This is a genomic window from Rubinisphaera margarita (assembly GCF_022267515.1).
GTDB classification, from domain to species: domain Bacteria; phylum Planctomycetota; class Planctomycetia; order Planctomycetales; family Planctomycetaceae; genus Rubinisphaera; species Rubinisphaera margarita.
The window spans coordinates 322647-334569 of the sequence record NZ_JAKFGB010000020.1 but is presented as its reverse complement, the minus strand read 5'-3'; the positions used below and the strand labels follow the sequence as shown (position 1 = coordinate 334569).

Here is an 11923-nt window from a genome sequence, read left to right as displayed (position 1 = left end):
GGAGTTGGGCGGGCGTATCGGTGAGAGACTTGATTCAGGGGAATGACGAAGCAGGGCTGATTTTATACCAACGTCAAACGGCGGCCTCCTACGGCTGCGCCGCCTTGATAGCGGAACTATCACGGCCACCCTGCGCGGCGGCGAGACTTCAGAAAGCAGCGTCTGGGAACGCTCTACGCGGGTGACGTGCTTCCTGTGACTGCGTCACTCAGACGCACGCGTCTGAGCCAACCTTGTTGGGCCACCCCCGGTCTCTGACCGGTTCATCTACGAGAGCGTTTTTTCGGCGTCTTCGATGATGCGGTAGGCTTCTTCCGAGGTCTCGGCGTGGCTGAGGTCTCGCAGGAAGCCGGGGATTTTGAACAGGCGGCCGAGGCGGGCCAGAACCTGCAGGTGCGTGGTGTTGTCGCGGCAGAGGATCAGGAAGAACAGGTGCGTCAGGCCGCGGGTGCCACCGAAAGGGATGCCATTGCTGGAGCTGCCGAAGGCGATGATCGATTCACCGATTGCATCCGGCATCGGGTTGCGGGGGTGAGGGATGGCGACCCCTTCATCCATAGCCGTGCTCTGAATGTTCTCGCGTTCGATGACGGCCTTCAGGACTTCGTCGGGGGTCCAGACCTGATAGGTGTTTCCGGCCAGCTTGACGAGCCGCTCAAGCACCGAACGTTTCGTCCGGGCCTGAATCGGGACCTCCATCGTTTCCAGCTGCAGCAGACTGGTGACGGGGCATTCCTGATCGACTTCTTCGGACTGCTGCGAGCTTTCGAGGGCTTCCCATTGATCGGGCGAGTAGTTCTCGAACTCTTTCTCGATCCACTCGCGGATCTCGTTGGCCTGGAAGACCCAGTTACCGTCGACGCGGCGACCGGGAATATTCCCCTTGGCCGCAAGTCGTTCGACCTCACGCAGATCCCGGCCCATTTCGCGGGCCAGTTCTTCAATCGTCAGAAGATGGGGGCTGGACATTCTGTTCGCGTCGCCTGGCAAGTCGCTGCGACGCGGTTAGACCTTGTCCGGGAATCATAGCGGCTGGTGTTGAACATCCTTGAACGGCGTCCGGGTGGCACACGCTACGACGACCCACGCGATCTACCCTTCGTCGCGGAAGGAAGGAAAGTGAGCGTTGAGGGCTTCAAGAGATCGCTGGAACGGTTCAATGTGATCACTTTGCCACACTTCATCGCACCACGTGTCGATCTCGTAAATATCACGGTATCCATTCGATTCGAGGAAATCCAGCCAGCCCGTCAGGTTCATCTTTCCGGAATAAGGCAGGCACTGCCGACGCGGTTTCGCCGACGACTGACCATCGCAGAGCCGAACCAGCTTCACGGTGGGCAGCAGGCTTCGGATCTCGCTCTTCCAGTGACGCTCCTGCAACGCGTAATAACTGTGCAGACAAACGCCGACATAGGGATGGTCGCATTCCTCGATCAGCTCTCTGCATTTTCGCAGCGAGGTCAGGAAAGTCCACCCGTAAGAGGCGGAAGCCGACATCGGCATCACGGCCAGCTCAATGCCGTACTCCGCTGCGTAATCGCCCAGGTACTTGAGCGATTCAACTGCGAGGCGGAGAGCGTGCGAATGAATGTGTCGCCCCTGCTCGCCGGTGCAGACAATCACATTGCGCGAACCGATCCAGCTTGCAAAGCGGATCACTTCCTCGGCTTCAGCCAGAGAATCTTCGAGCAGATAGCCGTTGGTTCCTGTGAAGCCGCCCACCCAGGAAATACTGGAAGGTCGCAGCTGATATTTTTCGAGCAGGCTCGCGGCGGCCTGCTCGGACATTTCTTCGTATTTCCATCGCCAGAGGCCAATGTGCCGGAGTCCGAGTTTCTGGACCGCTTCCAGGTCGTCTTCGAAACTCCACTTCTTGGTCGTCATCTGACTGAGCGAAAGTCGATGCATCAACGGTGAACACTCCTGGGCGCTTTGCTGTCGGCTTGTCCCGGGAGACACCGACTCCTTGCCCGCTTCGTGCCGATCCTCTCGAGGATAGAAGTCGTCTGCGTTCAAACGGCTTGGCACGAGGTCATTCCTTAGGTTGTATGATGTGGTCCGTGGCTGGCGATCGTAACGATCCGCTGGCGGGAAATCATCGCCTCCGCAGAGGCCTGACATGAAGTGTAACGTCTCATTCCTGAAGCGGAATGGCAGAACTACGGCTTCTCGACAGCCACTTCAATCTGGTCGACATGAACGTCTCCGCCTCCGACGCGAAACACCACGCCCGGCTTCTTCACGCCGAACGAATCATCGGACGCCGTAAGCTGATACTGATTGTCGATGCTGACGCGAACGTCCTTCCCGGAGGCGGTCAGCTTCACCGAATGCCAGCCCTCCAGGGGTTTCTCGAAACGCACCGTCGCCAGCGTCTCGTCTTTGGAATCCTCCCTGTTCTTGTCGCGATGCTTCTTGATCATCGCCGACTGCGGCGTGAGCACCAGCGAGTAGAGGTGCCCTTTCTTGTCGAGCGTTCCGGGAGCGGGATCGAAGCCGATGTGAAAGAACTTCGCTCCGTCCTCGAATTTCACGCGACAGGTAATCGATCCGTCCGTCAGGGGTGTCTTCAGACGGGCCGCTCCCGCGTGCTTGTCTTCCTTCAGCTCGCGACAGACGAGCGTGTCGTCGTTCAGTTCCCAGTAGCCGAAGTTCGCGTACCAGCTGGAAGGCAGCTTCGAGGGATTCCCGTCCTTGCCTGCCGCTTCCGTGAACGTGGAAACGAACAGCAGCGAACAGAGCACGGCGGCGAACGCATGTCGCATTTCATGATCCTTAAAAGGAAGAGCGGACACAGAGTGCGTTTCGATCGGAAACGCCAGTGGAGCGATCGACTTTCGCAAGGATGGGATCGGACTACTCCGACGAGGTCGGTTGAGATTCCGACTCGCGGATTTCTGCAAGCTTGCGGACGATCGTCCGCTTCAGTTCGTCGAGTCCCTGACCCGTTACTGCTGAGATGACCAGGACCGGCTCGTTAACGGTCTCGCGGAGCAGTTCCGCGGCGGCCTCGGAGTCGGGCAGTTCGGCTTTGGTGATGACAATGATTTCCGGCCGCTCATCGAGTTTCAGATCGTACAGACGAAGTTCTTCGCGGATCTGATGATAGTTCTCGACTGGATCGGTCTGATCCATCGGCGCGGGTTCCACCAGATGCACGAGCAGTCTGGTCCGTTCGATATGACGCAGAAATTCATGGCCCAGCCCGATCCCGGCGTGAGCCCCTTCGATCAGCCCCGGGATATCTGCGACGACGAAATCCTGATCCCAGCCGACCTGGACAACACCGAGATTCGGGGTCTTGGTCGTGAAGGGATAATCGGCGATCTCCGGCGTGGCCCGCGAAACGCGACTCAGCAGTGTCGACTTGCCGGCATTCGGCTTTCCGACCAGACCGACATCGGCAATCATTTTCAGTTCGAGCGTGATCGTTCGATCTTCGCCCTCTTCACCGACTTCGAACTCTTTCGGAGCGCGGTTAATCGGAGTGGCAAAGCGTTTGTTGCCGCGTCCTCCGCGTCCGCCTTTGGCCACGATGACACGGTCGCCCGGCGAAGCCAGATCGCGAAGCACGTGTCCCCGTTCCGCGTCTTTGACAATGGTTCCGGGCGGCACTTCGATAATGGCGTCCGCACCGTTCTTGCCGCGACAGAGCGCCCCTTCACCGTGAGAGCCCCGCTTCGCGTTCCAGTGCATATGACCAGCCAGGTGTCCCAGGCTGTTGAGGTGCTCGTTCACGACGAGAACGACATCGCCCCCGTCGCCGCCATCGCCCCCGTCGGGGCCGCCTCGGGGAACGTGAGCTTCACGTCGGAAGCTCATGCAGCCTCGACCACCGTCACCGGCATGACAGATCAGCGTAATTTCGTCAATAAACATCGTTTAACCGCACCGCCTCAAGAAGAATTTCTCTTTAAGGATAACTAACTCCTGAAGAAATGCCATTGCGGGTGATCAAGAACGCTGGAGTTCGTGCAGCTCTCCCGAGGCATACGCATCGTACAGCTCGAACAGGCACAGTCGCAGGTCTCCGCGATGCCGGGCGAAGACGTCTTTCGTCGGAATCTTCCAATCCGGAAACCCTGATCTCAGCAGCTCGGCGACAATGCGATCAAGCAGTTCCGGCGTCGTCTCGCACTGTCGCAGCGTCGGCAGCAGTCCTGGTTGATGCGTTGTAATCAGGCACCCCGTTTCAGCAGGCAGAGAGCGGATCAGTTTTCGCCAGGTCCACCAGTTCATCTGCTCGGCTCCGTCGACACAGAGCAGATCGTCCGCCTTCAGAATGCGACGCAGTTCCGGGATCGCCCCCGTCGGCAGCACCCGTCGGTCACGGGTCAGGCGAATCCAGTGAACGGTCACCCCGCGTGATTCGTAGTGAGCGGCGATCTCTCTCTGCAGAGTCGTCTTGCCATGTCCTTCCGGCCCCACCAGAGCGGCCCGACGGTTCATCGCGTCCAGTTGTCCGATCAGACCTTCCAGCGAATCGGTCTCAAACTGATACCGGATCTTCACGAGATGTTCGGTGGCGAACGGATTGAAGCGAGCCGCCTGGACAGACATGAAAGACGTCCCCCCGTCACTCAGCTGCGGAATGCAGGATGATTTCGCTCGCTCCCGGAGCCATCAGGAACTCCGTGCGAGTCGATTCGCCACTCGGGAAGACAATCAGCTCGAACGCCCAGACCAGAGACAGCAGCTTGCCGGAACAACTGTAGGGTCCGTCCGGCAGCTGAATCTCTTCGTGCTTTTGACCGCTCAGTCCGATGTTGCTGTAAGTCCAGGTCTCCTCGATGCTCAGATTCTGATCGCCCTTGCCGACCGTATTCCAGACCAGCCGCAGCTCGACCCGACTCTGATCCTCCAGCAGGCTCCACCGGACATCAACCGGAACCACCTGTCCCGGCTCAAACTGAGCCCCTGACCGCGGACGTTCAATTTCGAGCATGAAAGGCTTTCCTGTCCAGGGTGCCAAAACCGTACCGGCGCTATCCTGCCGCCGAATGGACGCACCATGTCAATCCGCGTGGATCATGTCACCGACTTTCCGCTCCGAGAAATCCATGGCATCGGAACGTCATCTCTCCAACCACGCTTTCCCGGCGGCAGGATGCCGCCGCTACGTTCCAACCGGTGACACAGACGCGAATGTCTGTGCCACCGATCTGGATCCCATCACACGCTCGCTTACGGAAGCTCTTTCACGTAGATGTTCCGGAAGTAGAGCGTGTTGCCGTGGTTCTGGAGTTCGATTGCTTCTTTCGGGTAGATCGGCTTGTCGCGTTCCCAGTAGTTTTCCAGCACGACGTTATCGACGACCAGTTCGCCGTTCAGCTTCACGCTGACCTTGTCGTCCACCATCTTGATCCAAAACGTGTTCCACTCGCCGATCGGGTTGTCGGCACACTTGCTGGGCGTACTCGGGTGAATCTTGTTGTTGAACAAACCGCCGGAGCCGACGCTGTTCCGTTCGACTTCGACCGTCGGATCCCAGATCTGCACCTGCGGCGTTCCACGCAGGTAGATCCCGCTGTCGCCCTTCGGCTCGATTTTCCAGTCAACGTACAGTTCGAAGTTGCCGTACTTCTTCTTCGTGCACAGGTTCTTGCCTTTGCCGTCGAAGACGAGAATGCCATCTTTGGGTTCCCAGTGGGCCCGCATTTCTTCGTCGGCTTTCTTCTGAGCTTCGGCGAGCTCTTCGTCCGACATCTCGGCTCGGGTCTTCGGGTTCCCAACCAGCCCCTGCCAGTTGGTCAGGTCTTTCCCGTTGAACAGAGCTTTAAAGCCCTTGGGAGGCGTGTTGAGTTTCTCTTCGGCGAGAATCGGTGAGGCAGTCACGGCGAGCACGGCGACAACTGCGGTGAGGAGGAGGGACAGGCGTGGTGCGGAGTTCACTTGCATGGGGGGCCCCTGTTGCGGAATCATTGAGGAACAGTCACCATGGACTGTAGTCAGGACCGGCTCGTATGTCCGGTCTTCGATGTCAGGCAGGATACCACCCCTCTTCCCTCGATCTCAACCTACCGGTCCATTCTTCGCTTCCACGAACTGAAGGTTCGTCCCCGTGCCCTACGTCCTCGAAGGTCTCGTCACCACGCTGAACGAAGACGCCAGCGTCAATCTGGCACCGATGGGCCCCATCCCTACGCTCGATGCCGAGGGCCAGATTCAGGAATTGATTTTCCGCCCCTTCCCCGAGTCCCGCACCTACCGGAATTTGATCGCACACCCCGAAGGGGTCTTTCACGTCACCGACCGAGTCCTGCCCCTCGCCCAGGCGATCAGCCGCAGCTTCGCCTCTACTTCGGTGGACTGGTTACCCACAAAGACAATTCACGGCCGACTCTTCCCCGACGCCTGCCAGGCGTATGAATTCCGCATTCGAAACCGCGACGAGACGGGACAGCGGATGGTCCTGACCGCCGAAGTCGTTCAATCTCACAACCTGCGACCGTTCCTCGGCTTTAACCGCGGAGCCCATGCCGTAATTGAAGCGGCGATTCTGGCTTCGCGATTGCACATTCTGGAACGGAACGTCATTCTTCACGAACTCGACAGACTCAAAGTTCTCATTGAGAAAACTGCGGATGCCGAAGGTCGAGCGGCTTTCGACCTGCTGGTTCATTTCATTCACGCCGAAACGCAGCAAACAGGAAACCATGCAGATTCGGCCAGGGATGATTAGATGACCGGTCCACACGTTACGAACGTCTCGGTATCCACCGGAGCCCGCCTGCATTGCGGTCTCTTCTCCGACCATCGTCCCGGCGGAAAGCTGTTCCAGGGCTTCGGCCTCATGATCGATGAGCCCGGCTTCGACCTGCTGGCCGAACGCATCGATGGCGACGACCACGAACTCGGCTATTCGCCGGATCTCATCAATGAACTGGCTGAAGAGGAAACCAGCGTCCCAGCCGATCTCATTCGAGACCGCTTCCTCAGTGTCATCGAACGCTGCGAAGCCCGCTGGCCCGCCGTGAAGCCTGCGATTGCTGTCGAGTTCGATTCGCTCATTCCGTTTCATGCCGGGCTCGGAGCGGGAACCCAGTTCGATCTGGCCATCGGCACCTGCTGGGCTCAACTGGCGGGCGTCGACGTCGCCGCCCCGGAACTCTCGCGGGTCCTTGGCCGCGGCAAACGCTCCTGCATCGGCACCTTCGGATTCCACCGGGGTGGACTGCTGATCGATCGCGGCATCAGCCCGGATGAAGATGCCGGGATTTATCGCTTCGCCGCCTCCCTGCCGGAAACGTGGCGATTCGTCCTGGTCACGCCGGACCAGATCGCCGGTTATTCGGGCGAGCAGGAAGAGCGTGCATTTCAGTCGATGCCCGAAATCGCCCCGGATCGACTCGATGAACTCGAAGACCTGTTGCAGACCATCGAAGAGGATTGCTCCAGCTTCAAGGCCTTTTCCGAGACCCTGCAGCGGTTCGGCAATCTCGTCGGCGACACATTCGCCCCGGTTCAGGGAGGACGATTTCGGCATCCCGTCTGCGAAACCATCTTCGACTGCTTCGAACAGGCCGGCATCCAGGGAATCGCCCAGTCTTCCTGGGGTCCGACGATGTTCGGCGTCTGCAAAGACGACGACAGCGTCCAGGCCGTCATCGAACGCGTCTTCTCCACGGTCCCGTCCGCCACTGTCCGCATCACCCGTGCCGGAAACCGCGGAGCAACGGTCACCCCGACCTCCGAGACAGAATAAAGCCTGCACACGCGACACATTATCCCCCACGCCCCGAAGCGTGACTATCCAATCCCAACCCGCAGCGTCCCGCCTCAATCCCAATCCGCAGCGTGAGCGAGGGACCATCCTCCCTCGTCCCCCCAGGCGAGTAGCACAGACATTCCTGTCTGTGCATCATTCGACGCCCTTCTGAAGTAAGACGTCAAATCCCGTTCTCCCACAGCGGCGCCGCCCCGAAAGAATCTTTCGGGGCCACCCATGCTTCTTCGCGTTTTCCGCACTGACAGCGCGTCAACGAACCGAGGATGGCCCAGACGTGTACGTCTGGGTGACGAAGTCACAGGAAGAGGCTGTCCGACGCTGCGGCCGTGTGAAAGTCTGGCTGTTCCGATAGGGAACGTCGGTCAGCGACTGGATGACACAGAGATTCATCTCTTTGTCACGAAGCAACAGGAGGCCTGCCTTCAGCATGAGCGAACACCTCGTCACCCCAGGCCAGTAGCACAGACATTCCTGTCTGTGGGAAAGAACCGCCGCAGCGGAGAATGACTGTCCCCAATGCTCTAACCTGCAACAGCCCCACAACAATCCAGCGTCGAATGACGCACAGACAGGAATGTCTGTGCCACCCTGTCGGTACTCCGGTGTCCTCAGCAATAAGTGCAGCTGGATACAGCCCGGACGACAACGAGCCTCAATCTCACCCCGAGAACATTCCCTGAGACCATTGCATTCCCCCTCGAATTCCATTTGAGTATAGTCTTCTCCCACCCTTCACCTCGAAGCCCAGTTGCCTGTCGACCTGTTAACCGGAATTAGATCTGCGATGATTTGCGTCAGCGTTGGACGAACACGCCTCAAAATGATGCGTAAGGAACATGAAGCGCTTGCTCAGGCAGGAGCCGAGTTGGTCGAGTTGCGGCTCGACTGGATCAAGCAGATCAGCGATATCTCGGTCCTGCTGAAGAATCGCCCCACGCCGACGGTGGTCACCTGCCGCCGGGCGGAAGATCGGGGTCGCTGGCGCGGAACGGAAGAGGAGCGGCAGACGCTGCTGCGATCGGCCATTGTCGACGGGGTCGATTTTGTCGACCTGGAAGTCGACATCGCGAAGAAAATTCCCCGTTACGGACGCACAAAGCGGATCATCAGTTATCACAACTTCGAAGAGACGCCTGCCAATCTGAACGAAATCTACGAACAGATGTCGGATCACGATGCCGATGTGCTGAAGATCGTGACCATGGCCAACAGCCCGGCTGATGGCGTGCGGATGCTTGAACTGGTCGCCAATGCCGAGAAGCCTACGGTCGGCTTCTGCATGGGAGAATTCGGCCTGTTCACGCGACTTCTCTGCAAAAAATACGGTTCTCCGTTCACGTACGCCAGCTTCAGCAGCGAACGGGAACTCGCTCCCGGACAGATCTCATTCACCGAGATGCTCAAGCTGTATCGGTATCAGAATATCAATTCCGAGACTCGAGTCTTTGGCGTCCTCGGCGATCCGATCGCTCACAGCTACAGCCCGCGGATTCACAACGACGCATTCGCCCGCGAAGGCATCAACGCCGTTTATCTTCCCTTCCGGATTTCCGAGCAGCATTTCGAAGACTCCCTGAAAGCGCTCAAGCGGCTCAATGTCGACGGGTACAGCGTCACGATTCCGCATAAGCAGCGAGTGACGAAATTTGCCGATCATCTCGATCCAGAAATCTCGACCATCGGAGCGACGAACACGCTCTACAAGAACAATCGCGGCATCTGGTTCGCCGCCAACACCGATTACGAAGCCGCTATGGCGACGCTGAAACAGGCCGTGACCGAAGCGGGCTGGCCGGAGGGATCGTTCAAGGATCGCAAGGTGCTCATTCTCGGCACCGGCGGCGTCGCCCGGGCAATTGGCCTGGGCATTGTGAACGGCGGCGGGCACCTCACGATCGCGGGCCGCACTCGCTCCAAAGTCAAAGAACTGGCCGACCATCTCAAGTGCCTGCACTGCACCTGGGAAAACCGGGGAGCACAGACGCCGGACGTCCTCATCAACTGCACGCCGATCGGCATGTTCCCCAACATGGACGAAAGCCCGTTCGAGCCGAACTGGATCAAGGACAACATGGTCGTCTTCGACACCATCTATAATCCGGAGAACACGCTGCTCATCAAGCACGCCCGCCAGCGGAAGTGCTACATCGCCAGCGGACTGGAGATGTTCGTTCGCCAGGCAGCCGCCCAGTTCGAGTGCTTCACCGGTCAGAAAGCTCCGCTTGATCAGATGCGAAGCTCGCTGCGGGGAGCCATCTCGCTGGTCAAAACCACTCAAGAGTCCGAATCCGAGTCGTGAGGCCATGATCATTTCTCTGGTTGGGTATCGCGGCACCGGAAAGAGTCTGCTCGCAGGCATGCTTGCTCAACGCCTGCATGCTCGGGCTGTCGATTCCGATCGCGTGATCGAAGAACGAGCCGGCTGCTCGATCGCGGAAATCTTCGCCCGCAGCGGTGAAGCCGAGTTCCGTCGTCTCGAAGCGGAAGCGATTGCCGAGCTCTGCGGCCACGATGGATTGATCATCGCAACGGGCGGCGGAGCGATTCTGAATGCCGACACACGCAAACGATTGCAGCAGGCCGGTCCCGTCATCTGGCTGACCGCCGAAGTGAGCGAGATTGCCCGACGAATGCGGAGCGATGAAACTTCAGCCGCCAGCCGCCCTGCTCTAACCGATCTCAACTTCGAAGAAGAAATCCGCTCGCTGCTCGAACAGCGGGAGCCGTTGTATCGCGACGTGAGTGACTTCGAAGTCGCGACCACGAATCGCGATCCCGAAAGCCTCGTCGACGAGATTCTCAGCCGAATCAATGGAACAGCGGCAAAGGACGATGCTCAATGACGTGGCCCGTGCCGTATCTCTTCGTCTGTTGCGGACTGTTTCTGCTCGGGCTGGTGCTCGGGCGATTCCTCAACCGCTGCATCATCCGACTGCCCGATCACTTTCATGTGTGGCCCGCCTGGAAGTGGGTTGCCTCGAAAGAGCAGCGCGTCGGACATTATCCGAAGTCGAGCTGGCATCATGCGTTACCCGTCTGGGGAACATCCCGCATTGTCGGGCGGTCTCCATTCAGCGGACGTCGCAAACTGAGCCGCGAGCCCTGGTTGGAAGTTCTCAACGGACTCCTCGTCGTCATCACGTTCGTTTGTCTCTTGCCCCCCGAACAATGGGGCGGCTGCGAGAAGGCGAGCGTCGTCAGCAGCTTCAATGCTCAACAGTTGTTCGGCTGGCAGGAACTTTCCCCGCTCTTCTGCTGGGGCCGCTTCATCTTCTTCCTGATCCTGGTCGAAACGCTGTTCGTGGCGACGTTCATTGATTTCGATCTGTGGATCATCCCCGATGGTGTCACCGTCCCGGCGATGTTCGTCGGATTCATCGGTCAGTTTCTCGGCGTCGGCTTCTTCCTGCTGCCGGTCTGGGTCCAGGATCCCTCCATGGTGGAGTTCTCGAAGCAACTCTTCCCGGTCCTCGAACTCTGGCTGCAGATGGGCTACTTCCCGCAGTGGATTCTGTACAACCATCACTGGCATGCCCTGGCGAATTCGACGGCTGGATTCGTTGTCGGCGGCGGCATCGTCTGGTCCGTGCGCATCATTGGTCACTTCGTTCTGAAGCGGGAAGCGATGGGCTTCGGCGATGTCATTCTCATGGCGATGATCGGCTCGTTCATCGGCTGGCAACCCGTCGTCATAGTCTTCTTCATGGCTCCCGTCATGGCCCTCGGCGTGCTTCTGATCGTGACGATTCTCCGTAGTCTCTCGATCTGGAAGTTCCCCGCCGAGCTGCCTTACGGGCCGTACCTGTCGCTGGCGACGCTGTTCGTCGTCTTCGGCTGGAATCACATCTGGCCAGCCGTTGAACGCATCTTCATGATGGGCCCGCTGCTGATCCTGTTCGCGGGACTGATGCTCGTCTTCCTCGTGATGTCGCTCTTCGCCCTGCAGCTTCTCAAGCGACTCATCGGAATTGAAGCCTGGGAAGACGAAGAAGGCGGCTGGCGATCAGCCGATCAGCTCCATTTCTACATGGGCAACAAGAACGATCGGCAGCCGACGGACTGGAAACAGCGTTCCTGGAGCGGAATTGCGGCCAGTCGTGGAAAATTGCACGAACGCCACTGGCGAGGCGACTGTCGATAGGGTAGAGAGAAGGCCCGAGCTCGCCGCCCGTCACGCTCCACGGACTCCCT

At 58.9% G+C, this 11923-nt stretch carries 12 protein-coding genes; 5 read left to right on the top strand and 7 right to left on the bottom strand.

Features of this window, described 5'->3' with window-relative positions; translation table 11 throughout:
• Nucleotides 1–267 precede the first annotated feature (267 nt).
• From L1A08_RS19985 to L1A08_RS19955, 7 genes are all read right to left on the bottom strand, one after another.
• Entirely contained in the window at nt 268–969 is a 702-nt protein-coding gene (locus L1A08_RS19985) for a PTS sugar transporter subunit IIA (protein WP_238758302.1), read from the bottom strand.
• 123 nt (nt 970–1092) lie between these two features.
• Nucleotides 1093–1911 carry a sugar phosphate isomerase/epimerase family protein gene (locus L1A08_RS19980; protein ID WP_238758301.1) on the bottom strand — a complete coding sequence of 273 codons (819 nt, stop codon included), beginning with the start codon at nt 1909–1911 and terminating at the stop codon, nt 1093–1095.
• Nucleotides 1912–2162: 251 nt separating this feature from the next.
• A complete protein-coding gene (locus L1A08_RS19975; RefSeq protein WP_238758300.1) occupies nt 2163–2768 on the bottom strand; it encodes a hypothetical protein in 606 nt (201 codons plus the stop codon).
• Nucleotides 2769–2859: 91 nt separating this feature from the next.
• Nucleotides 2860–3882 (bottom strand): GTPase ObgE, encoded by a 1023-nt coding sequence (obgE, locus tag L1A08_RS19970; protein WP_238758299.1) that lies wholly within the window; start codon nt 3880–3882, stop codon nt 2860–2862.
• Between the two features lie 75 nt (nt 3883–3957).
• A complete protein-coding gene (locus L1A08_RS19965) occupies nt 3958–4563 on the bottom strand; it encodes a hypothetical protein (RefSeq protein ID WP_238758298.1) in 606 nt (201 codons plus the stop codon).
• A gap of 16 nt (nt 4564–4579) precedes the next feature.
• Nucleotides 4580–4948 (bottom strand): hypothetical protein, encoded by a 369-nt coding sequence (locus L1A08_RS19960; RefSeq protein ID WP_238758297.1) that lies wholly within the window; start codon nt 4946–4948, stop codon nt 4580–4582.
• 239 nt (nt 4949–5187) lie between these two features.
• Nucleotides 5188–5901: a 3-keto-disaccharide hydrolase gene (locus L1A08_RS19955; protein WP_238758296.1), complete on the bottom strand. Its 714-nt coding sequence runs from the start codon at nt 5899–5901 to the stop codon at nt 5188–5190.
• Between the two features lie 163 nt (nt 5902–6064).
• On the opposite strand from L1A08_RS19955, the gene L1A08_RS19950 reads away from it, so the two are divergent.
• The 5 genes from L1A08_RS19950 (at nt 6065) to L1A08_RS19930 (ending at nt 11873) form a co-directional block, all read left to right on the top strand.
• Complete coding sequence (locus tag L1A08_RS19950; protein WP_238758295.1) at nt 6065–6685, top strand: DUF447 domain-containing protein; 621 nt, start codon at nt 6065–6067, stop codon at nt 6683–6685.
• Nucleotides 6686–7708, top strand: a complete 1023-nt coding sequence (locus L1A08_RS19945; RefSeq protein ID WP_238758294.1) for a hypothetical protein — start codon at nt 6686–6688, stop codon at nt 7706–7708.
• Between the two features lie 808 nt (nt 7709–8516).
• A complete protein-coding gene (gene aroE / locus L1A08_RS19940) occupies nt 8517–10031 on the top strand; it encodes a shikimate dehydrogenase (RefSeq protein ID WP_261362971.1) in 1515 nt (504 codons plus the stop codon).
• Nucleotides 10032–10035: 4 nt separating this feature from the next.
• Complete coding sequence (locus L1A08_RS19935; protein WP_238758292.1) at nt 10036–10575, top strand: shikimate kinase; 540 nt, start codon at nt 10036–10038, stop codon at nt 10573–10575.
• Nucleotides 10572–11873 carry a prepilin peptidase gene (locus L1A08_RS19930; protein WP_238758291.1) on the top strand — a complete coding sequence of 434 codons (1302 nt, stop codon included), beginning with the start codon at nt 10572–10574 and terminating at the stop codon, nt 11871–11873. Before L1A08_RS19935 ends, L1A08_RS19930 begins: the two co-directional genes overlap by 4 nt.
• Nucleotides 11874–11923 lie beyond the last annotated feature (50 nt).

Excerpts from the sequence above, each read along its gene's own strand:
- L1A08_RS19985 (WP_238758302.1), bottom strand. The coding sequence starts at position 969 with ATGTCCAGCCCCCATCTTCTGACGATTGAAGAACTGGCCCGCGAAATG.
- L1A08_RS19980 (WP_238758301.1), bottom strand. The coding sequence starts at position 1,911 with ATGCATCGACTTTCGCTCAGTCAGATGACGACCAAGAAGTGGAGTTTC.
- L1A08_RS19975 (WP_238758300.1), bottom strand. The coding sequence starts at position 2,768 with ATGCGACATGCGTTCGCCGCCGTGCTCTGTTCGCTGCTGTTCGTTTCC.
- obgE (WP_238758299.1), bottom strand. The coding sequence starts at position 3,882 with ATGTTTATTGACGAAATTACGCTGATCTGTCATGCCGGTGACGGTGGT.
- L1A08_RS19965 (WP_238758298.1), bottom strand. The coding sequence starts at position 4,563 with ATGTCTGTCCAGGCGGCTCGCTTCAATCCGTTCGCCACCGAACATCTC.
- L1A08_RS19960 (WP_238758297.1), bottom strand. The coding sequence starts at position 4,948 with ATGCTCGAAATTGAACGTCCGCGGTCAGGGGCTCAGTTTGAGCCGGGA.
- L1A08_RS19955 (WP_238758296.1), bottom strand. The coding sequence starts at position 5,901 with ATGCAAGTGAACTCCGCACCACGCCTGTCCCTCCTCCTCACCGCAGTT.
- L1A08_RS19945 (WP_238758294.1), top strand. The coding sequence starts at position 6,686 with ATGACCGGTCCACACGTTACGAACGTCTCGGTATCCACCGGAGCCCGC.
- aroE (WP_261362971.1), top strand. The coding sequence starts at position 8,517 with ATGATTTGCGTCAGCGTTGGACGAACACGCCTCAAAATGATGCGTAAG.
- L1A08_RS19935 (WP_238758292.1), top strand. The coding sequence starts at position 10,036 with ATGATCATTTCTCTGGTTGGGTATCGCGGCACCGGAAAGAGTCTGCTC.
- L1A08_RS19930 (WP_238758291.1), top strand. The coding sequence starts at position 10,572 with ATGACGTGGCCCGTGCCGTATCTCTTCGTCTGTTGCGGACTGTTTCTG.